Annotated in this window: 17 protein-coding genes; 15 read left to right on the forward strand and 2 right to left on the reverse strand. The window is 64.1% G+C overall.

Annotated elements, in window-relative coordinates:
- Positions 1-270 precede the first annotated feature (270 nt).
- The 14 genes from pnp to wecB all read left to right on the forward strand — a co-directional run bounded on the left by pnp (position 271) and on the right by wecB (position 16,419).
- Complete coding sequence (gene pnp / locus C0V75_RS02995) at positions 271-2,412, forward strand: polyribonucleotide nucleotidyltransferase (RefSeq protein WP_101919395.1); 2,142 nt, start codon at positions 271-273, stop codon at positions 2,410-2,412.
- Positions 2,413-2,687: 275 nt separating this feature from the next.
- Entirely contained in the window at positions 2,688-4,583 is a 1,896-nt protein-coding gene (locus C0V75_RS03000) for a nucleoside-diphosphate sugar epimerase/dehydratase (protein ID WP_158241759.1), read from the forward strand.
- A complete protein-coding gene (locus tag C0V75_RS03005) occupies positions 4,580-5,791 on the forward strand; it encodes a sugar transferase (RefSeq protein WP_101919397.1) in 1,212 nt (403 codons plus the stop codon). The genes C0V75_RS03000 and C0V75_RS03005 overlap by 4 nt, the downstream gene beginning before the upstream one ends.
- A 72-nt stretch (positions 5,792-5,863) precedes the next feature.
- Positions 5,864-6,658: an HpcH/HpaI aldolase/citrate lyase family protein gene (locus tag C0V75_RS03010; RefSeq protein WP_101919398.1), complete on the forward strand. Its 795-nt coding sequence runs from the start codon at positions 5,864-5,866 to the stop codon at positions 6,656-6,658.
- Positions 6,655-7,431 carry an SDR family oxidoreductase gene (locus tag C0V75_RS03015; protein WP_101919399.1) on the forward strand — a complete coding sequence of 259 codons (777 nt, stop codon included), beginning with the start codon at positions 6,655-6,657 and terminating at the stop codon, positions 7,429-7,431. Before C0V75_RS03010 ends, C0V75_RS03015 begins: the two co-directional genes overlap by 4 nt.
- 50 nt (positions 7,432-7,481) lie before the next feature.
- A complete protein-coding gene (locus C0V75_RS03020) occupies positions 7,482-8,225 on the forward strand; it encodes an SDR family NAD(P)-dependent oxidoreductase (RefSeq protein ID WP_101919400.1) in 744 nt (247 codons plus the stop codon).
- The gene (locus C0V75_RS03025) at positions 8,222-9,001 is read left to right on the forward strand and encodes a cytidylyltransferase domain-containing protein (RefSeq protein ID WP_101919401.1); all 780 of its coding nucleotides are present in this window, start codon (positions 8,222-8,224) and stop codon (positions 8,999-9,001) included. The genes C0V75_RS03020 and C0V75_RS03025 overlap by 4 nt, the downstream gene beginning before the upstream one ends.
- 354 nt (positions 9,002-9,355) lie before the next feature.
- A complete protein-coding gene (locus tag C0V75_RS03030; protein ID WP_101919402.1) occupies positions 9,356-10,492 on the forward strand; it encodes a hypothetical protein in 1,137 nt (378 codons plus the stop codon).
- Positions 10,489-11,016 (forward strand): HAD family hydrolase, encoded by a 528-nt coding sequence (locus C0V75_RS03035; RefSeq protein ID WP_101919403.1) that lies wholly within the window; start codon positions 10,489-10,491, stop codon positions 11,014-11,016. The genes C0V75_RS03030 and C0V75_RS03035 overlap by 4 nt, the downstream gene beginning before the upstream one ends.
- Before the next feature lie 42 nt (positions 11,017-11,058).
- Entirely contained in the window at positions 11,059-11,982 is a 924-nt protein-coding gene (locus C0V75_RS03040; protein ID WP_101919404.1) for a glycosyltransferase family 2 protein, read from the forward strand.
- Positions 11,979-13,022, forward strand: a complete 1,044-nt coding sequence (locus C0V75_RS03045) for a glycosyltransferase family 4 protein (protein ID WP_158241760.1) — start codon at positions 11,979-11,981, stop codon at positions 13,020-13,022. Before C0V75_RS03040 ends, C0V75_RS03045 begins: the two co-directional genes overlap by 4 nt.
- Entirely contained in the window at positions 13,019-14,269 is a 1,251-nt protein-coding gene (locus tag C0V75_RS03050; protein WP_101919406.1) for a glycosyltransferase family 4 protein, read from the forward strand. Before C0V75_RS03045 ends, C0V75_RS03050 begins: the two co-directional genes overlap by 4 nt.
- 1 nt (position 14,270) lies before the next feature.
- On the forward strand, positions 14,271-15,281 hold the full coding sequence (locus C0V75_RS03055; protein ID WP_101919407.1) for a polysaccharide biosynthesis protein: 1,011 nt from the start codon (positions 14,271-14,273) through the stop codon (positions 15,279-15,281).
- Positions 15,274-16,419, forward strand: a complete 1,146-nt coding sequence (gene wecB / locus C0V75_RS03060) for a non-hydrolyzing UDP-N-acetylglucosamine 2-epimerase (protein ID WP_101919408.1) — start codon at positions 15,274-15,276, stop codon at positions 16,417-16,419. The genes C0V75_RS03055 and wecB overlap by 8 nt, the downstream gene beginning before the upstream one ends.
- On the opposite strand, the gene C0V75_RS03065 is transcribed toward wecB, so the two are convergent.
- A complete protein-coding gene (locus tag C0V75_RS03065) occupies positions 16,416-18,215 on the reverse strand; it encodes an ABC transporter ATP-binding protein (RefSeq protein WP_101919409.1) in 1,800 nt (599 codons plus the stop codon). The genes wecB and C0V75_RS03065 overlap by 4 nt on opposite strands.
- A 320-nt stretch (positions 18,216-18,535) precedes the next feature.
- Between C0V75_RS03065 and C0V75_RS03070 the strand changes: the two genes are divergently transcribed.
- Positions 18,536-19,894, forward strand: coding sequence for a hypothetical protein (locus C0V75_RS03070; protein ID WP_216821389.1), 1,359 nt, complete (start codon positions 18,536-18,538; stop codon positions 19,892-19,894).
- Here the strand turns inward: C0V75_RS03070 and C0V75_RS03075 are convergent.
- Positions 19,831-20,697 carry an SDR family oxidoreductase gene (locus C0V75_RS03075; protein WP_216821390.1) on the reverse strand — a complete coding sequence of 289 codons (867 nt, stop codon included), beginning with the start codon at positions 20,695-20,697 and terminating at the stop codon, positions 19,831-19,833. The two genes, C0V75_RS03070 and C0V75_RS03075, sit on opposite strands and share 64 nt — an antisense overlap.
- Between the last annotated feature and the right edge of the window lie 14 nt (positions 20,698-20,711).

Below are 20,711 nucleotides of genomic sequence, written 5' to 3' on the forward strand. Positions count from 1 at the left end.
GGAGGCGGCCACCTTTCCCGTCCCGCCCCCCGGCGCCGGGCAGCCCTCTGGCTTGCCGACCGAATGCCAGCCGCCCGGCAGGCCCGGACGACAGGCCGCCAAGGGCGAATCTGCATCCTTTCCAAACCGCCGCTTTTCCTGTATGCGCCCCCCATCTGCGACGTGAGGCCATGCCCCCGGCCACATGCGAAGGATAGGGGGCGGCGGCAATGGGGCCGCCATGAAAACGGGGGGCGGGCAGGGGCCTGCACCTCCAGATAGGATCCGCTGATGTTCAACGTTATCAAGAAATCCATCCAGTGGGGCGGTGAAACGCTCACTCTGGAAACCGGGAAGGTTGCCCGTCAGGCCGACGGCACCGTGATCGCCACGCTGGGCGAAACCTCGGTCATGGCCAACGTCACCTTTGCGAAAAGCGCAAAGCCAGGGCAGGACTTCTTCCCCCTGACCGTGCATTATCAGGAAAAATACTACGCCGCCGGCAAGATTCCGGGCGGCTTCTTCAAGCGTGAGGCGCGCCCTTCCGAGAAGGAAACGCTGACGTCGCGCCTGATCGACCGTCCCTGCCGCCCGCTCTTCGTGGACGGCTTCAAGAACGAAGTCCTCGTCATGGCGACCGTGCTGTCGCATGACCTGCACAACGAACCCGATATCGTGGCGATGATCGCGGCTTCTGCCGCCCTCACCATTTCGGGCGTGCCCTTCATGGGCCCGATCGGCGCGGCGCGCGTCGGCTTCTCGAACGGCGAATATGTTCTGAACCCGTCGGTCGATGACCTTCAGAACCTGCGCAACAACCCCGACCAGCGTCTCGACCTCGTCATCGCCGGCACCAAGGACGCCGTCATGATGGTGGAGTCGGAGGCCTATGAACTGACCGAGGCAGAAATGCTCGGCGCGGTGAAGTTCGGCCATGCGGCGATGCAGCCTGTGATCGACCTGATCATCGACCTTGCGGAAGATGCGGCGAAGGAACCCTTCGACTTCTCGCCCCCGGATTACTCGGCCCTTTACGCCCGCGTGAAGGCGGCAGGCGAGGCGCAGATGCGCGCCGCCTTCGCCATCAAGGACAAGCAGGAGCGGACCAACGCCATCTCGGCTGCGGTGGACGCGATCCGCGCCGCCCTGTCGGAAGAAGACAATGCCGACGCCAACCTCGGCGCGGCGATCAAGAAGCTGGAAAGCTCCATCCTGCGCGGCGACATCATCAACGGTGGCGCACGCATCGACGGGCGCGACAACAAGACGGTGCGTCCGATCGTGTCGGAAACCGGCGTCCTGCCGCGCACCCATGGTTCGGCCCTCTTCACCCGTGGCGAAACGCAGGCGCTGGTCGTGACCACGCTCGGCACCGGCGAAGATGAGCAGATCATCGACGCCCTGCATGGCAACTCGCGCTCCAACTTCCTGCTGCACTACAACTTCCCGCCCTATTCGGTCGGCGAAGTGGGCCGCGTGGGTTCGCCCGGACGTCGCGAGATCGGCCATGGCAAACTGGCATGGCGCGCGCTGCAAGCCGTCCTGCCCGCCCCGACCGATTTCCCCTACACCATCCGCGTGGTGTCGGAGATCACGGAATCGAACGGCTCCTCCTCGATGGCCTCCGTCTGCGGCGGCTCGCTGTCGATGATGGATGCGGGCGTTCCGCTGAAGGCGCCGGTCGCGGGTGTGGCCATGGGCCTGATCCTGGAAGATGATGGCCGCTGGGCCGTGCTGACCGACATCCTCGGCGACGAGGATCACCTCGGCGACATGGACTTCAAGGTGGCAGGGACCGAGAACGGCATCACCTCGCTCCAGATGGACATCAAGGTCGCGGGCATCACGCCCGAGATCATGGAACAGGCGCTGGCACAGGCCAAGGACGGCCGACTGCACATCCTGGGCGAAATGAACAAGGCGCTGTCCGCCCCGCAGGGCTTCAGCGAATACGCGCCCAAGATCGAAACGCTGACCATCCCCACCGACAAGATCCGCGAAGTGATCGGTTCGGGCGGCAAGGTCATCCGCGAGATCGTGGAAACCTCCGGTGCCAAGGTCGATATCAATGATGACGGCGTGATCAAGATCGCGTCGAACTCTGCCGATGCGATCAAGAAGGCCTATGACATGATCTGGTCGATCGTCGCCGAACCCGAGGAAGGCCACATCTACACCGGCCGCGTGGTCAAGCTGGTCGATTTCGGTGCCTTCGTGAACTTCTTCGGCAAGCGCGACGGTCTGGTCCACGTGTCCCAGATCGCCAACAAGCGCCTGAACCACCCGAACGAGATCCTGAAGGAAGGCCAGGAAGTGAAGGTCAAGCTTCTGGGCTTCGATGATCGCGGCAAGGTCCGGCTCGGCATGAAGATGGTCGATCAGGAAACCGGCGAAGAGATCGTCGAGAAGAAGGGCGAGACGGAAGAGGCATAAGCCCTGCTTCCTTCCGCCGATGAAAGGCCCCGGCAGCGATGCCGGGGCCTTTTGTCTTGTGATGGGGTTCAAGTTGATACAAGAGAACGGAAGTTCGTCCCCCGGGAAAAGGCAGGCATGGCAGATGTCGTCCCAGTCTCTTTCGATCAACAGAACCGGCCGACGCACCACCCGCGTCGGCAGCGCCTGACAGGGTCCGGGGGTCTGCAATGACATCATCGCGTTTTCGCAAGACACGCGCGGCCGGCTCCACCGGGCTTGTCCGACTGTTGTCCTTGTCACGTCCATGGAAGCGCAGCCTTCAGGTTGCCGCAGATTGCGTGCTTCTGGTCGGCAGCTTCATCCTGGCGATGGGCCTCCGCTATGACAGTTTCTTCTTCCTGTCCGATCCACGCATCTGGATCGCCATCGGCCTGACCCTTCCCGTCACGATCTTTGCCTTTGCGGTCACCGGCTTCTACCGTGCGGTGATCCGCTATATCTCTTCGCGTGCCTTCGTCACGATCGCGCGCGGCATTGCCCTGTCGGCCATTTTCCTTTTCGTGATTTCGCAGGCCTTCACCCTTGCCGTTCCGCGTTCCGTCCCCGGTATCTATGCGATGATCGCGCTCATCGCGGTCGGTGGTCTGCGTTTCCTGCTGCGCGAACTCTTCCGCCGGGAATTGCGTCGCGGATTGAAACCGGTCCTGATCTACGGTGCCGGCCGATCCGGCCAGCAGCTTGTCGCCTCGCTCCTGCGCGGGAACGATTATCTCCCGATTGCTCTTGTGGATGACAATCTCGCCCTGAACGGGACCGAGGTGAACGGGTTGCGCGTCATCTCCCCGCAGGAAATGCCCCCGATGATCGAGAATTTCGGGATCGACCTCGCCCTCCTCGCCATGCCACGCGCGCCCCGCTCACGGCGGCGCGAGATCATCGAGAGGCTGGCCGAACTTGGCGTGCGTGTCCGCACCGTTCCAAGCGTCGATGAAATTGTCGCAGGCCGCGCCCGCATCTCGGATATCATCGAAGTCTCCGAAGAGGATCTTCTGGGGCGCGACCCGGTTGCCCCGGTGCCAGAGCTGATGTCGGCCAACATTGCGGAGAAATGCGTGATGGTGACCGGCGCGGGCGGGTCCATCGGCAGCGAACTCTGCCGGCAGATCCTGCTGGAAGGACCACGTGACCTGATCCTTTTCGAACAGTCCGAAGCCGCGCTCTATACCATCCAGATGGACCTTGCGGCGCTGGCCGCGACGCTGCCGAAGGCGCCGCGCCTCCATGCGATCCTCGGCTCGGTCCAGTCGGAACGACGCCTGCGCGACACGCTGGCGCGGCATCGGGTGGACACGATCTTTCACGCCGCCGCCTACAAGCATGTGCCGCTTGTCGAAGACAACGTGTCCGAAGGCGTCCGCAACAATGTCTTCGGCACCAAGACGCTGCTGGAAGCGGCGATCGCGGCAGGCGTCTCATCCTTCACCCTGATCTCGACCGACAAGGCCGTGCGACCGACCAACATCATGGGTGCCTCGAAGCGGGTAGCGGAAATGGTCTGCCAGGCCTTCGCCGAGGTGACGCCGGGTACCCGCATCTCCATGGTGCGTTTCGGCAACGTGCTCGGCTCCTCCGGTTCCGTCATCCCGCTGTTCCGCCAGCAGATCAAGGCGGGCGGGCCGATCACCGTCACCCATCCCGACATCACCCGCTATTTCATGTCGATCCCCGAGGCCGCCCAGCTTGTCATCCAGGCCAGCGCCATGGCGCGGGGGGGCGATGTCTTCCTCCTGGACATGGGTCAGCCTGTCCGCATCCTCGATCTTGCCGTCAGGATGGTGGCGCTGTCAGGCCTGCGCGCCTACATGGAGACCGAGGACAGCGCCGATGGCGACATCGCCATCAGGATCACCGGCCTGCGCCCGGGAGAAAAGCTTTATGAGGAACTCTTGATCGGGGCGGATGCGCAACCCACGGCCCATCCGAAGATCATGATGGCACAGGAAGGTTTCCTGCCGCTTCCGGCACTTGCGGCGCTGCTGGACTCCCTCCACCACGCCATCGAGACCGAGGATGTCATCGCCGTGCAGGACCTGCTCCGCCGGGCGGGCACCGGTTACTCAGGCGAGGATATGGCCCTGGACATCCTGCCGCCGGAACACAGCCAATTCGGAACGGCAGCCGTCGCATGAGAATAGCAATCACCGGGGCGTCCGGCTTTGTCGGACGGCAGCTCGTGCCGCTTCTCTCGGCGGCTGGCATTGACCTGCTGCTCGTCGGACGCGATCAGGCGGCTCTGTCCCGCCTCTTCCCGCAGCACGCGACCTGTGCGACCGATGCACTGGCCCTGAACGGCCAAGGCTGTGACCTGCTCCTTCATCTTGCGGCACGCAACAATGACCGCCCCGGTTCGCAGGCAGAGTTCGATGCCGTGAATGTCGATCATGCGCTCAGGGTGCTCGACCTGTCCCGGCAGGCGGGAATCCCGCGCTTCATCTACGCGTCATCCATCCATGCCCTCGATCCGGGCAACATGAGCAGCTATGCCGAAAGCAAGCGGCGAGGCGTGGCCGCCGTGCAGGCCGCTGCAGGGGATATGGAGGTCTCGATCCTCTACCTCCCCGCCGTCCAGGGACAAAGCTTCGCCGGCAAGCTCGCCCCCCTCAACCGCCTGCCCCCGATCCTGCGCCGCCCGGCCTACCGCGCCCTTTCGGCTCTCCGCCCGACCGTCAGCATCGACCGGATCGCGGCATATCTCCTTTCCGGCGCTCCGGCTGGTGAGGATGGCCGCCTTATCCTGTCCGAGGCGCAGCGCGGCAACCTGATCTACGCCGCGACCATGCGGCTGATCGACTATGCCTTCGCCCTGACCATCCTGCTCGGCTTCTGGTGGGTGCTTCTGGCCGCCTGGGTGGCGGTGAAGCGCGACTCCCCCGGTCCCGGCCTCTTTGGCCAGCCGCGCATCGGCCGGCATGGCAGGGTGTTCACCTGCTGGAAGTTCCGCACCATGCAGGTCGGAACGGCCCAGGCCGGCACGCATGAGGTTGCAGCCTCGTCGGTAACGAAGGTCGGCGCCTTCCTCCGCCGGACGAAAATCGACGAACTTCCGCAGGTCTGGAACATCCTGCGCGGCGAGATCGCGCTGATCGGTCCGCGCCCCTGCCTGCCCGTGCAGACGCAACTGATCGAGGAGCGGCGAAAGCGCGGCGTCCTCGACGTCCTGCCCGGCATAAGCGGCCTTTCGCAGGTCGAGGGCATCGACATGAGCGATCCAGTCCGCCTTGCCCGCCGTGATGCCGACTACGTCGCCCTGCGCGGGATTCTTCCTGACATCCGGCTTGTTCTGCGCACCGCACGGGGGGGTGGGCAGGGGGATCGGGTAAGGACCTCCACGCCCTGACCCTCTTCCGGAACCGCCTTGTGAAGCCCATCCCCAATCGCTACTAGACGCACAAACACGGAGGGGTGACGCATGTCCTACGAAGAACGTCTTGCGCGACGCCGCGCCCTGAAGGCCAAGCTGGTGAACCGGGAGCCGGTCTTCGGCGGCTGGGTCTCCTATACCGACCCGGCGATCACCGAGACCTTCGCCAAGGCGGGCTTCGACTTCATCGCCATCGACATGGAACATACGACGATCTCGCTGGACGAAGCCAAGCGCATCATCACCTCGGCCCAGTCGGAAGGTGCCTGCTGCCTGCCGCGCCCCGTCAGCCACAGCAACGATATCCTGAAGCCTCTGCTGGAAGCCGGGGCCGACGGCATGTTCATCCAGATGGTCGAAACCCCCGATCAGGTGCGCACCCTGATCGACAACCTGAAGTTCCCGCCCGTCGGCCGCCGCTCCTACGGTGTGAACCGCGCCCATGGCTACGGCTTCGACTTCGATCGCTACATCACCGAATGGAACGACAGTTCCCCCCTCATCCTCCAGATCGAAAGCATCCGCGCGGTCGAGAACATCGACGCCCTTCTCGCCTTCCCGGAAGTGGATGGCGTCATGGTCGGCCCCTATGACATTTCCGGCAGCCTCGGCGTGCCGGGCCAGACCAACCATCCCAAGGTGCGCGAGGCGGGCCGTGTGGTGATCGAAGCCGCCCGCCGCTCCGGCAAAAGCTGCTGCACCCAGATCGCCGATGTTTCGGTCGAACGGGTGAAGGACGCCTTCGATCAGGGCTTCACCTTCGTCATCCTGGGATCGGACCTGTTCATCCTTTGGAAATGGGCGGAAAACATGCGTTCGGTCATGGCAGAGGTGCGCGGATGAGCTTTGTCGGCGAACTTTTCTCCGTTGCGGGTCGCACCGCGATCCTGACCGGGGCAGGCGGCCATCTGATCGGCGAAATGTCCCGCGCCCTGGGCAAGGCAGGCTGCAAGGTCGCCATCCTGGACCTGCGCGCCGAAAAGGCGGAAGCCGTCGCCGAACAGGTGCGCGAGGCGGGCGGCATCGCTCTGCCGCTCGGCTGCGATGCCACGAAGAAGGACGACATCGCCCGCTGCCTCGACAGCGTGGTCGCGGAGTTCGGACCCGTCTCCATCGCCGTGAACGGTGCGGGCATCAATGCCCCGACCCCGTTCCTCGACATCAAGCTCGAAGACTGGCAGGCCGTCATGGACAGCCAGATCACCGCCACCTTCCTTGGCTGCCAGGTCTTCGGGGCGCATATGCTCCAGCAGGGCAAGGGGTCGATCATCAACATCTCTTCCGCCTCGGCAGGCCCGCCGCTGTCGAAGGCCTTCGCCTATTCGGTGGCCAAGGCCGGGATCAAGAACCTGACCCAGAACCTCGGCCGCGAATGGGGCACGCAGGGCGTGCGGGTAAACGCCATTCGTCCGGGCTTCTTCCCGACCGAATGGAACCGCAAGAACTTCATCACCGCCGAACGCGAAGCCGCGATCCTCGGCCATACCGCGATGCGTCGCTATGGCGAGGTTGCGGAACTGACCGGCGCGCTGATCTGGCTTGCCTCCGACGCCTCCAGCTTCGTCACCGGGGCCGAGATCGCGGTGGATGGCGGCTATTCGGCCATGACGATCTGATCCAGGGGCAGCCGCCCGGCCCTGCGGGCGGCACAGGCAGGGAAATCCGGATGTCCAGAACCGTATGCATCACTGGAGGCAGCCGCGGCATCGGGCGCGACCTCGCCATCGCCTTCGCGCAGGCGGGCTATCGCGTCTTCGCGGGCGCGCGCAACGACAGCGGGATCGAAGCCGCCGCAGACGGCATCCGCTTCGTTCCGATGGATGCGCGCCGGGATGCCGACCATGCCGCCCTTGTCGCCGCGGCGGTGCAGGCGACGGGTCGGCTGGATTGTTACATCAATAATGCGGGCGTCTCGGCCTGGCGTCCGATCACCGAGATCGACGACACCTTCCTCGAAGACATGCTCTCCACCAACATCAAATCCGCCTTCTGGGGGTCCAAACAGGCAGCGCTTGCCCTCGGCAGCGGGGGGACGATCATCAACATCTCCTCCCTCGCGGCCAAGCGCGGCACCCCAAACAACTCCGCCTATTGCGCCGCAAAGTTCGGGATGACAGGCCTGACACAGGCCCTGGCAAAGGAACTCGGCCCGCGCGGCATCCGCGTCAACGCGATCTGCCCCGTCCTCGTCCGCACGCCCGGCCTGATCGACGCGCTGAGCGACCCGTCCTCCCCGGCAAAGGGCGACCCCGAAAGCTTTCTCGCGGCCTTCACCGCCTCGCAAAGCCCGCTTGGCCGCCTGCCCACCGGGGCCGAGGTGGCGGGGATGGCGCTCTACCTCGACTCTCCTGCCGCCTCTGCCGTGACGGGGCAAAGCATCAATGTCGATTGCGGGGTGCTGCCGCAATGACCGCAGACCGCCGCATCGTCGGGATCATCCCGGCCCATCTCGCCTCCGTCCGCTTCCCGCGCAAGATCCTGTTTCCCTTCTCGGGCCTTGCGATGATCGAACATGTCCGCCGCCGCGCGCTGATGTGCCCGAGCCTGGCCGAGGTCTTTGTCGCCACCTGCGACGACGAGATCGAGGAAGTCGTCCGCGCCGGGGGCGGCAAGGTCATCCGCACCGGCAACCACCACCGCAACGGCACCTCGCGCGTGGCCGAGGCCGTCGAAGGGCTGGACGCCAGCCATATCGTGCTGCTTCAGGGGGATGAACCGCTGCTCCTGCCGCGCCATGTCGAGGCCCTCGCCGCCTCGATGCTGCGTCACCCCGAGGCGGATGCCTGGAACGCCACGGGCGACATCCGCGATGCCGAGGAACTGGACCGCCATTCCTTCGTGAAATGCTCCATCGGGGCCGAGGACCGCATCCTCTACTGCTTCCGCCGCAGCCCCTCCACCGCGCCCTATGACCAGCAGATCACCTATATCCGCAAGATTCTGGGCCTTTTCGCCTTCACCCGCGACTCGCTCCTCAGCGTTGCGGCAGCGCCGCCTTCGGTGGTGGAACTCAACGAATCCATCGAACAGATGCGCATCATCGAAAGTGGCCGCTCGCTCGTCTCGGTCCCTGTCGATGTGGCCCTGCCTTCCGTGAACGAACCGCACGAGGCCGCCATCGTGGAAGAGGCGATCCGCCACAATCCGGAACAGCAGGCCCTTCTGCGCCGCGTGCTGGAGGGTTGATCCCTGCGCCAGTGGTCCATCGAGGAACTGCATGCGATCAGCGCCGGCTGCGAAGCTCTGCTGCGCGAACCGGGGGCCGATCCGACGCGCTTCGCAATCCCGGCGCTGCATTTCCGATCGGCACATCCCGAAGCACTGAAAACCTATGAACCGCTCGGCACGGACCCTGCCCCCACCCTGCGCGACCGCGCGGCGCTCTGGCGCGACAGGCTGGGGGGCCTCCGCGCCCTGCCCGCAGCCGATGCCCCTGATGGATGCGACATCCTCTTCGTCTCGCACCTCACCGCGCCGGGACAATGGGGGCAATCCGCCTCTGATACCTATTTCGGAACACTGCCATGGCAGTTGCAGGCCATGGGCCAGCATGTCCATATCGCGCTGATCGACCATACGACCGCACCCTTCAGGGATTTCCCAGCCGCGCCCGCCGGACCGGCCACGATTCCCCGCACGCTTCTGCCGCGGCGGCTGGGACGGAGGGCCGAGTCAACCATGGCGGCACGCCTCGCCGCCGCCGCCGCCGATCTCCGCGCCGGTGCGGGCCATGCCGACCTGCGGCGTCTGGCGGCGCGGCAGGCCGGGCAGGGGCCGGCACGCCAATCCCTGCGGATTGCCACCGCCATCGCCCGTCTGGTCGCCCGTCACCGACCGCGGGCGCTGGTCTTCACCTATGAAGGCCACGCATGGGAACGCATGGCCATGCGCCTTGCCCGGCAGGCCGTCCCCGGATTGCGCTGCCTTGCCGTGCATCATGCGATCCTCGCCCCGATGCAGCATGCGATGACAACGCGCTACGGTGCGCCGTTCGATCCCGACGTCATCCTCGCCGCAGGCCGTGCCGCGCTGGACTGGCTGTCGCAGGCGCCCGGGTTGACCGGCCTTCCGGTCGATCTGCTGGGCAGCCCCCGCTCCCGTCCCGCCACGGCCGCGCCCGACGGGATAAAGGACGGAAAGGTCTGCCTGTTCCTTCCGGAGGGCATGGTTTCCGAAAGCACCCGCCTCGCCCTCGCCGCCTATGACCTTGCCGCCGCGCGGCCCGATCTGACCTGCACCATCCGCCTGCATCCGCTGACATCCCGCGCCGCTCTGGCCGCAGTGGAACCGCGCTTCGGCGCGGCGCCCCCGAACATCGACTGGTCCCCGCCCGACCGCCCGCTCGAAGAGGATGGCCGCCTTGCCACATGGGCTGTCTATCGCGGTTCCTCCGCAGTGCTGTCCGCCATGACCTGCGGTGCGGTTCCCGTCTATCTGGGCGATGAACCGCCCGAACTGCGGATCGACCCTCTGCGGGGCGCCGGAGATATCGTTCAGACCGTGGCGCATGCCAGCGAACTCGCCATCACATTGGACCCGCGCCGGATCACGGGCGACATGCTGCGAAACGGCTGGTCCTATGCCCAGGGCTATTACACCCCGATGGACCCCAAGGTCATCCTGCGCCATATGATCGGCGCTGCGATCCCGTCACATCATCCAGCGGAAGCCACATGACAGTGCCTCCCCCCCTGCCAAGGTCCCATCCCGAGTTCGGCCGCATCCGGCTGCTCTGCACCGATGTGGACGGCGTGCTCACGGATGGCGGGCTCTATTACGGGGCGGATGGCAACATCCTGACCCGGTTCCACGTGCTCGACGGTCACGGGCTCAAGACGGCGCAGGCGGCTGGCATCATCACCTGCTTCGTCACCATGTCCGACACCGACCAGATCCGCCGCCGCGCCGCCGATCTGCGCATCGACCATTGCCTGTCCGGCATCAAGGACAAGGTGGCGGCCATTTCCGCGCTGATCGGGGAATTGGGGATCGACTGGTCGGAAGCCGCCCATATCGCCGATGATGTCAACGATATCGGCCTCTTGCGGAAAGTCGCCCTTCCGGTCTGCGTTCCCAACGCGGTGGATGACGTCCGCGCGATCTGCCGTTATGTCACGCAGCGGCCCGGTGGCACGGGCGCGGTGCGCGAACTCTGCGACGCGCTTGTCGCCTCCCGCAGCAACGAACGCCCCTTGCCCTGACCACCCCATCGCCCCTGACCCGGCCCGAGACCTGAAACGATCATGACACCCGTCTCCATCGCCTATGTCGTGCCGACCAAGGATCGCCCCGACGATCTGCGCAAACTGCTGGAAAGTCTGCGCAGGCAGACATCCCAGGCGGCCCAGATCGTGATCGTGGATGGCAGCGAAGCACCGATCGAACCGCTGCTGGCCGATTATCCCGAACTGCCGCTGACCTATGTCCGCGTCTTTCCCCCCTCTCTCGCCCGCCAGCGGAATGCCGGAATGGCGGCACTCGCGCCCGGGATCGACGTGGCGGGATATCTGGACGACGATCTCGAACTTGACCCGGTCGCCACCGAACGGATGCAGGCCTTCTGGGCTGCAACGGATGCCTCCACTGGCGGGGCGGCATTCACCATCGTCAACCAGCCCGCCCGTGGACGGATCGGCGCCCTGATTTCGGATTTTTTCCTGATCAACGGTCCGGCCCAAGGCAAGGTGCTGCGCTCGGGCTTTGCCACCTCGATCCTGCCGCGCGACCGCACCGAACAGACGGACTGGCTCTATGGCGGCGCCACGCTCTGGCGGCGCGCGGTGATCGAGGCCTTTCAGTACGACGAATGGTATATCGGCCATGGCTATCTCGAGGACCTCGACTACAGCCACCGCGTCGCGCAGAAATACAGCCTGTTCGTGCTGGCCGATGCGCGATGCTGGCATTGGCCGAAACCCGTGCGGATCGAACAGAATTTCGCGCTGGGACGGCAGCAGATCCTGAACAGGATCTACTTCACCCGGAAGTTCCGGCATTTCAGCAAGATCGCCTTTTTCTGGGCGATGTTCGGCCAGTCCCTGCGCAACCTGATCGAACCGCTTCAGACCCGCGACCGCGCCGGATGGATACGCTTTCGCGGAAACCTGAAAGGCTATGCCGATCTTCTTCGCCACGGTGTGCGGCAGACCGAAGGCATCTGGAAATGACCGATGCGCCGCCCTCGCCCGGGTCGCCAAGGCCCTTTGTCCTGCACGCGCCGAACGTGCATGGCGGCGGTGGGCGCGCTCTTCTTCTGCCCTTGCTGGAGGCGCTGAAACCCCCGGCAACCGTCCTGCTGGACACCCGGCTGTCGCCTTTGCCCGCGTTGCATCCGGGGGTCAGGGTCCTGCGCTTCCCGCCCACGCTTGCCGGCCGCTTGCGGGCTGAGATCGCCCTGCGCCGTCTGGCGGTTCCGGAAAACGACATCCTCTGTTTCGGCAACCTGCCGCCACTTCTCGCAAGGGCCGAGGCCAACACGACCGTCTTCCTCCAGAACCGCTATCTTCTGCCACCCTCGCCGCTGGACGGCCTGCCGCTCCGCACCAAGGCCCGGCTTGTGATCGAACGCATCTGGCTCCGCAGCCGCCGTGGCGCTGCGCGGCTCATGGTGCAGAGCGAAACGATGGCCGCCGCCGCCCGCCATGCCTTCGGCCAGACGGCCGAGGTCTGCCCCTTCACCGCCGGCATCCCTGCGCCGTCCGAACGGGCCGCGCAAAAGACCATCGACTTTCTCTACGTCGCCTCCGGCGAAGCCCACAAGAACCACGCCACTCTGCTTGCTGCATGGGAAGGGCTTGCCAAAGACGGCCTGACCCCCACCCTCGGCCTGACCCTCGCCCCACCGGACCAGGCGCGGCTTCAGCACGCGTTGGAGAAGGCACGGGCCGCCGGGGCGCGCATCGCCCTCCTCCCGCCCCGCAGCCCGGACGAGATGCCCGCCCTCTACGCCGCGGCCCATGCCGTCATCTATCCGTCGCTCTTCGAATCCTTTGGTCTTCCCCTGATCGAGGCGCAGGCGGCCGGGCTGCCCATCCTTGCCGCCGAACGCGACTATGTCCGCGATCTTGTCGATCCCGACCAAAGCTTCGATCCGACCTCCCACCGCTCCATCGCGCGGGCCGTGCGTCGGCATCTCGGCCAGCCCGCTCCGCGCCCGGTGATCCTGGACGCGTCCGGTCTCCTCGCCCGCCTGCGGGGGCGGCGATGACCCGCGTCCTTCTGGTATCGCAATATTACTGGCCGGAATCCTTCACCATCACGGCCGAAGTGGCGCGTCTTGCCCGCAACGGGTTCGAGATCACGGTCCTGACCGGCCAGCCCAACTATCCAGCGGGCAAGATCTTTTCCGGCTACTCGGCCTTCTCCATCCGCCGCGACCGGGTGGAAGGGATCGAGGTGATCCGCCTCCCCCTGTTCCCGCGCGGTCAGGGATCGGGCCTTCGCCTCATGCTGAACTATCTCAGCTTCATCCTCTCCGGCCTTCTCATCGCACCCTTCCTGCTGCGTGGTCGCCGCTTCGACCTTGTCTTCGTCTTCGGCCTTTCGCCGCTCCTGCAAGCGCTGCCCGCTGTCCTGCTGTCCCGGATCAAGGGCGCGCCACTGGTCGTCTGGGTGCAGGACCTCTGGCCCGAAAGCCTTGCGGCAACGGGCTTCATCCGCAATCCGTCACTGCTGGGCATCGTGCGGCTGCTCGTGCGCTTCATCTACCGCAACTGCACGCGCATCCTCGTTCAGTCCGAAGCCTTCCGCGCCCCGGTCGCCGCACTCTCCCCACCTGGCGCGACAATCGCCTGCGTGCCGAATTCGGGCCAGACCGCCGACGCGGCAACCCCGCCGTCCGAGTCCGCCCGCGCGCTCGGTGACCGGATCGCGCAGGGTTTTTCCATCGTCTTTGCAGGCAATCTCGGCCATGCGCAGGGTCTCGACACGCTGCTTAATGCCCTCGACACCCTGCGCGACCTGCCCGACTTGCAGGTCTATCTTGTCGGCAGCGGCGCTTTGGACGGCTGGCTGGAACAGGAACGCCAGCGCCGCAACCTGACCATGCTCCATCTTCCCGGTCGCTTCGCCCCTGCCGACATGCCGGTGATCCTGTCAAATGCTGCGGCCCTTCTCGTGTCTCTGCGCAAGGAGGCGATCTTCGGCCTCACCGTTCCCAGCAAGATGCAGACCTATCTTTCGACAGGCCGCCCCATCATCGCATCTCTGGACGGTGAAGGCGCCCGAATCCTGTCGGAGGCGGGCGCCGGCCTTTCCGCTCCGGCTGGCGATCCGACAGCCCTTGCCTCGGCCCTGCGTCACATGGCAAGCCTGCCGCCGACCGAACGCAGCGCAATGGGCCTGTCCGGGCGGCGCTATTTTGATACGCATTTCGCGCCCGACCGTATTACGGCGCTTCTGTCAGACCATCTGACGGCAGCGACACATCCGGCCGCGCGGCACCAAGGAGACTGACGTGTTCACCGACAAGACCCTGATGATCACGGGCGGAACGGGTTCCTTCGGGAATGCCGTCCTCAAGCGCTTTCTCGACACCGACCTGCGGGAAATCCGCATCTTCAGCCGGGACGAGAAAAAGCAGGAGGACATGCGCATCGCCCTCAACCACCCCAAGCTGAAATTCTACATCGGCGATGTCCGTGAACCGGGCAGCCTGCGCGGGGCGATGCAGGGGGTGGATTTCATCTTTCACGCAGCCGCCCTGAAACAGGTTCCCTCCTGCGAATTCTACCCGATGGAGGCCGTACGGACCAACGTGTTGGGCACCGAGAACGTCATGAACGCCGCGCAAGAGGCGGGCGTCCAGCGCGTGATCGTCCTCAGCACCGACAAGGCGGTCTATCCGGTGAACGCGATGGGCATGTCCAAGGCGATGATGGAAAAGCTGATGGTTGCAAAGGCCCGTCTCGGGCGCCCGGGCGACACGGTCTTCTGCGCCACGCGCTATGGCAACGTGATGGCTTCGCGAGGGTCGGTCATCCCGCTCTTCGTTTCGCAGATCAAGGCCGGCAAACCCCTGACCGTCACCGATCCCAACATGACCCGCTTCCTCATGTCGCTGGAGGATTCCGTCGATCTCGTGCTGCACGCCTTCGCCCATGGCGAACGCGGCGACATCTTCGTCCAGAAAGCCCCCGCCTCCACCGTCGGCGACCTGGCCGAGGCGGTGCGCCAGATTTTCAACGCCTCGTCTCCGATCCAGATCATCGGAACGCGGCATGGCGAGAAACTCTATGAATCGCTGCTTTCGCGGGAAGAGATGGCCCATGCCGAAGATACCGGCGATCACTACCGCGTCCCGGCCGATGTGCGTGATCTGAACTACGCCAAGTATTTCAGCGAGGGCGAAACCGAAGTTTCGGAGCTGGAGGATTACACCTCGCACAACACCCGGCGGCTGACGGTGGCCGAGGTGAAAGAATTGCTCCTCTCGCTCGACTACATCCAGGAGGAATTGCGTGCTTAAGGTCATGACCATCGTCGGCACGCGGCCCGAACTCATCAAGATGAGCCGCGTGATCGCCGAATTCGACCGGCACACCCGGCACGTGCTCGTCCATACCGGGCAGAATTACGACTATGAACTCAACCAGATCTTCTTCGAGGATCTGGGCATCCGCCGCCCCGACCATTTCCTCGAATCACAGGGTGAAACCGCAGCCCAGACCATCGGGCAGGTCATCATGGCCGCCGACCGCGTGATCGAGTCCGAGGCACCCGATGCCATCCTCCTCTATGGCGACACCAATTCCTGTCTTTCGGTCATCGCCGCCAAGCGCCGCAAGGTGCCGGTCTTCCACATGGAGGCAGGCAACCGCTGCTTTGACCAGCGCGTCCCCGAGGAACTCAACCGCCGCGTCGTCGATCATCTGTCCGACATCAACCTCGTGCTCTCGGAACATGCGCGCCGCTACCTGATGGCCGAAGGCATCCGCCCCGAAACCATCATCCGCACCGGCAGCCACATGGGCGAGGTGCTGCATCACTACAAGGACGGCATCGCCGCTTCCCAGGTGCTAAGCGAACTCGGCCTGACACGGGGCAAGTATTTCATCGTCTCGATCCACCGCGAAGAAAATGTCGACAGCCCGGAAACGCTCCGCACCCTGCTCGACTGTCTCAACGGCATGGCGGCAACGCATGACCTGCCGGTGATCGTCTCCACCCATCCGCGCACGCGCAAGCGTCTGGATGCCCTGACGGAAGTCACGCTCGACCCGCGCATCCGCTTTCTCAAGCCCTTCGGTTTCTTCGACTACATCCGCCTGCAACTCGACGCGCGCTGCGTGATCTCGGACAGCGGGACGATCACCGAAGAGGCGGCCTTCCTGAACTTGCCCGCCGTCACCCTGCGCAACACCCATGAACGCCCCGAAGGCATGGATGCCGGGACGCTGGTCATGTGCGGTCTCGACCGCGAAAGCCTGCTCGATTCCATCCGCATCGTCTGTGCGCAGCACGATCCGTCCGCGCGGACCCGCCCGATGATCGGCGACTACATTTCGGATATCGACCCGCATCCGGTGTCGCAGCAGGTCCTCCGCATCGTGCGCAGCTATACGGGCTATGTCCGCCGCACCGTCTGGCACGAGACCGGGGTCTAGGGCGCGGCGCTCCCCTCCGCCCGGCCCAGCAGGCGCTGAACCACCGCGTTCTCGCGCATGACCTCCTCGGTCGGACCAAGTCCCGCCACCCGGCCGCCCTCCAACACCAGCAGCCGGTCGCAGCGCCGCACCGTACTCAGCCGGTGCGCCACCACGATAAGTGTCTTGCGCTCCGCCAAAGCTTCGATCGCGGCAACAACGGCCTGTTCCGTCTCGCCATCAAGGGCCGAAGTCGCTTCATCCAGCACCAGGATGCGCGGATCGTGGTAAAGCGCCCGGGCGATCCCGACCCGCTGCCGCTGTCCACCCGAGAGCCGCGCCCCAAGATCACCCAGCGGCGTATCCAGCCCCTGCGGCAGGGTCGCCACCAGTTCCTCCAGTTGCGCCATCCGCAGCGCCACCCAGACCGCCGCCTCGTCGATCGCATGATCGGGCAGGCCGAAAGCCACGTTCCGCCGCAGGCTGTCATCCGTCAGGGAAATGGTTTGCGGAACGAAACCGATCAGCCGCCGCCAGCCCCGCAAATCCGATTGGATATCCACGCCATCATGCAGCACCGCGCCGGCATCCGGGGGCAGAAGCCCAAGCAGCACATCGACCAGCGTGCTCTTGCCGCTTCCAGAGGGCCCGACGATGCCAAGGCTGCCCCGGTCCGGCAGATCGAAGGAAACATCGTGCAAGGCGGGGGCCCCCTCCGCCAGATAGGAAAACGCGACACCGCGCAGGCTCAGGCCCTGATCGAGCGACGGCTCCACCACCCCCGGCCGCGGTTTCGGCAGGTCCGCATCTGTCCGCGTCAGATCGGCATGGACGATCCGCATCGCCTCCACACCCATCCGCACCTGCTGCAAGGCCCCCAGGATGCGGTTGGCCGAAGTCATCAGCCGCAACGCCGCCACCGCGAACAGGGCCATGATCGCACTCAACTCGCCCGGTGCGCGGGCGGGCAAGGCGACAACCACCGCCACGGCGACGGTCACCACGAGAACCGATTCAAGGTAATAGCGCGGGAGCTGCGTATAGAAGGCCCGCCGCGCCTGCGCCTCGGCATAGAGCGCCCGCGCCGAGGCGACCTGATCGACGAACTCGGCCTCACGACCCAGAACCCGGATCTCCCGCCCGGCCGCAAGCCCCTGCTTGAGGTGCAGCAGAAGATCCAGATTGGCCTTCTGGAAATCCCGCCCGACACTGCGCAGCCGTCCATGGACCAGGGCGAAGTATATTCCCCCGGCCAGCGCCAGAAGCACCGCGGCACTGACGGCGACCCGCGCATCGACCAGCAGCAGCATCGCGAAGACCGCCACCACCAGCAGCCCCTCCACCGCCAGCGTCATCAGCGGGATCAGGTAGGACAGAAACAGATGGCTTGTGGAGACAGAGGCATTCCGCATCATCTCCGACGAATTGCGTTGGCTCGTGCTGCGCCAGGGGTCGCGCAGATACCGCTCGAACAACCGCGTCCCCATCCGCGCCTCGGCGCGTGAGAGAACGCTGTATTGCCAGCCGACAAGCCAGGCCGAAAGGACATTCTTCACCAGAAAGACGATAATCGCCACAAGGCCCAATGCGGCCCCATCGACGGGCAGCCAAGCCGTCAGCCGATCAAGGAACCCGTCCGACGCCAAAGCCCCGGGCGCGGCTTCTGGGGCAAAGAGCGACAGCATCACCGGAAAGACCAGCCCGATCCCCAGCGCATCCAGCGCCGCGATCAGCCCGAAGGTGAAGAGCAATGGCCAAAGGGCGCGGCGCGTGTCCGCATCCAGAATCGCAATCGCTCGACCGATATCCCGCAGCATGGCGAGGGCATACTTCCTCGGCCCCGGACTGTCATCAGGAAAGCGGTCAGGGAGAAGGCCGGTCGTCTTCGGGACATGACAGTTCTCAGCTGTGCCTCGTGGCCAAGCACAGTCAGGCCCGACCCGCGCCAGTCACCATCTTTTGTACGGCAGGGGCGTTTGGCTTGTCGCATGTCATCACATGCGCCGCTAAGAGACTTGGACGATGATCAACTTGACGTTGAGGACGGGCATGTTCATCTAGAAGAGTAGCGACCACCCTTATGCCCTAGGTAAATTTAATGAACATTGATCGCAGAGCGACGTCTGTTTCGAATTAAATGTTCTTTACTTCTTTTTCCCGAGAGAGGCGCAGCTTGATGCAAGGAAGCAGATCCACTTCGTATGAGAACGCAACCACAGGTCTGTTCGTACTGTGCCTTGTGTTCTCAGTCGTTCTCTCCAATCAAGCAATCGAAGTCCTGCAACAGGCAGGAAGGACTCTTCATATCCTTTCAATCGCTGCAGCACTGCTTTTTCTCTATACTTACTTCAATTCTCGTGTAGTTCCATTCCTTGTTGTCCTGGTCTCCTTCTTCGCACTTGGAGAGATCGGGTACAGACCGCCCTATGAGGCTGCGCTCCTTTGCCTGTCCTTCTATCTTGGACTGACAACTTCAGCCGCCTCACTCAGGCTCGTTCTCAATTCTCTTTTGGCAGTTGTTTTCTTCACAACCATCGTGATGTTCCTCCAGATTATCGGATTCCATGAAGACCTTTATCGCCTCTCTTCGCAAACTCAATTGCCGAGCGGAGAACAGTTTTCCATCACTGTTGAACCAACTTTCCTCGTGGGCTACGATTCCCTTGAGGCCACCCTTCTGCAAGGGCGGCCTGCCGGCATTCTCCACTCGAACCAGTTTGCCAGTTTCGTAATTATTGTAGCTGCTGCGATCTTTCTTGGCATCAGCCAGAAGGCAGAGCCGCTGAAGGCATCTCTTTTGGCGTTGGCTGCGGTCTTGACCCTCGCAAAAATAATCACTCTCTTTGTCCTGATCGCCTACCTTGTCGGACGGGCAAGAGGCGCAGGAGCGCAAAGAGAGAACAGTGGACTCCTGGCAAAGTTCTACTTTATATTTTTTATTATTTACTTCGTTCTTTTTCCCGGTGTTGTAACCGCATTCTTTCTGAATGCTCATACAATTGTCGGCAGCGTCGCCGCCAGGGTGATTGATATTCTTGTTCCTTTGGGGATTGATCAGGCATATCTGCAAGACTTGGTGGCCTCGATCATGAATGCCCTCAGCCTGACGCCAGGCGCCGAGGCAATAACAGAGAAAATTATCATCGAGATGAGCGGGGCTTCGACGGTATCTCTCTATGCACTCTTGATGAACTACTCTGGCCCATTTGCATTTGGGATCGCATTGCTCTTTCTGAGCACCATGGCATCAACAGATCTCAGCGCAAAGATTACCAGCATGTTTCGAAGAAGCTACACTTCCAGCGGAATCTTTCTGTTGATGGGCTTCGCCGTTTTCGGGATTGCAGCAGACTTTTCCAGATTGGCACTTTTTTGGTACGTTCTTGGGTTGGCAGTTTCCTGGTCACTGCCCGAAGCTTTCCGCTTGCCCCTTCACCGCGCCCGCAGCTCATCGGCCAGTTCCGAAAGCATCCGCTCCCAGGACGGCACCGCATAGCCGGTCATCCCGGCAAATCGCGCGCCGTCAAGGCTGCGGTCGATGACGACCTGATCATCGGGAACCAGTTCCACCGGACGCCCGGCCAGGGCGGCGAACTGCCGAAGCAGCGCGAATTTGCTGATCGGGGTGGAAGCGACGTGGTAAAGCCCGTCAAGGGTCGGATGATCCCGCATCAGCATGGCGATGACCCGCGTCAGTTCCGTCGTGGTCAGCCCGGAAAAGATCGCATGGCGATAGCCCGGCACCCGGCCCTCCTGGCGCAGGAACCATTCGATCAGGCTGCGGAACCGCGCCAGTTCCAGACCGATGATCGACGTCCGCAGCGTCAGGCATCCCGGGCCAGTCACCTCGCCCAGAAGCTTCGTGCGCCCATAGGTATCCGTCGCATCCGCCACATCCGTTTCGACATAACCCCCGCGCGTCCCGGCAAAGACGCAATCCGTGCTCATGTGGATCAGCCGCGCGCCCCGTTCGGCGCAGAGCTTCGCCAGACGGTGCGGCAGGACCGCGTTCAACTCGAGGCTCTGCAACACATCGGTCGAAACCGGGCGCTGCTTCACGATTCCGATGGCATTCACCACGACCTGCGGCGCCGCTTCGTCCAGCGTGCGCGCCAGCATCGCCTCGGATCCCATGTCGCGCCCGAAGAGCGTATTGGACGCGTCGAAGATGCCGTATGCAGCGACCGCAGCCTTTTCCGAACGGACCGATCCCATGACATCGAACATGTCCCGAAGGCCGAGAAACAGCTTGTGCCCCAGCATTCCGTCGGCACCCAGAACCAGCACGCGTGTCTTCAAGGTTCGTCCACCGT

This window comes from Tabrizicola sp. TH137, assembly GCF_002855575.1.
Taxonomy (GTDB): domain Bacteria; phylum Pseudomonadota; class Alphaproteobacteria; order Rhodobacterales; family Rhodobacteraceae; genus Paragemmobacter.

Coding starts and splice junctions, on each gene's coding strand:
- pnp (WP_101919395.1), top strand. CDS start 271: ATGTTCAACGTTATCAAGAAATCCATCCAGTGGGGCGGTGAAACGCTC.
- C0V75_RS03045 (WP_158241760.1), top strand. CDS start 11,979: ATGACCGATGCGCCGCCCTCGCCCGGGTCGCCAAGGCCCTTTGTCCTG.
- C0V75_RS03010 (WP_101919398.1), top strand. CDS start 5,864: ATGTCCTACGAAGAACGTCTTGCGCGACGCCGCGCCCTGAAGGCCAAG.
- C0V75_RS03020 (WP_101919400.1), top strand. CDS start 7,482: ATGTCCAGAACCGTATGCATCACTGGAGGCAGCCGCGGCATCGGGCGC.
- C0V75_RS03065 (WP_101919409.1), bottom strand. CDS start 18,215: ATGCTGCGGGATATCGGTCGAGCGATTGCGATTCTGGATGCGGACACG.
- C0V75_RS03050 (WP_101919406.1), top strand. CDS start 13,019: ATGACCCGCGTCCTTCTGGTATCGCAATATTACTGGCCGGAATCCTTC.
- C0V75_RS03035 (WP_101919403.1), top strand. CDS start 10,489: ATGACAGTGCCTCCCCCCCTGCCAAGGTCCCATCCCGAGTTCGGCCGC.
- C0V75_RS03070 (WP_216821389.1), top strand. CDS start 18,536: ATGTTCTTTACTTCTTTTTCCCGAGAGAGGCGCAGCTTGATGCAAGGA.
- C0V75_RS03030 (WP_101919402.1), top strand. CDS start 9,356: ATGGGCCAGCATGTCCATATCGCGCTGATCGACCATACGACCGCACCC.
- C0V75_RS03015 (WP_101919399.1), top strand. CDS start 6,655: ATGAGCTTTGTCGGCGAACTTTTCTCCGTTGCGGGTCGCACCGCGATC.
- C0V75_RS03025 (WP_101919401.1), top strand. CDS start 8,222: ATGACCGCAGACCGCCGCATCGTCGGGATCATCCCGGCCCATCTCGCC.
- C0V75_RS03040 (WP_101919404.1), top strand. CDS start 11,059: ATGACACCCGTCTCCATCGCCTATGTCGTGCCGACCAAGGATCGCCCC.
- C0V75_RS03005 (WP_101919397.1), top strand. CDS start 4,580: ATGAGAATAGCAATCACCGGGGCGTCCGGCTTTGTCGGACGGCAGCTC.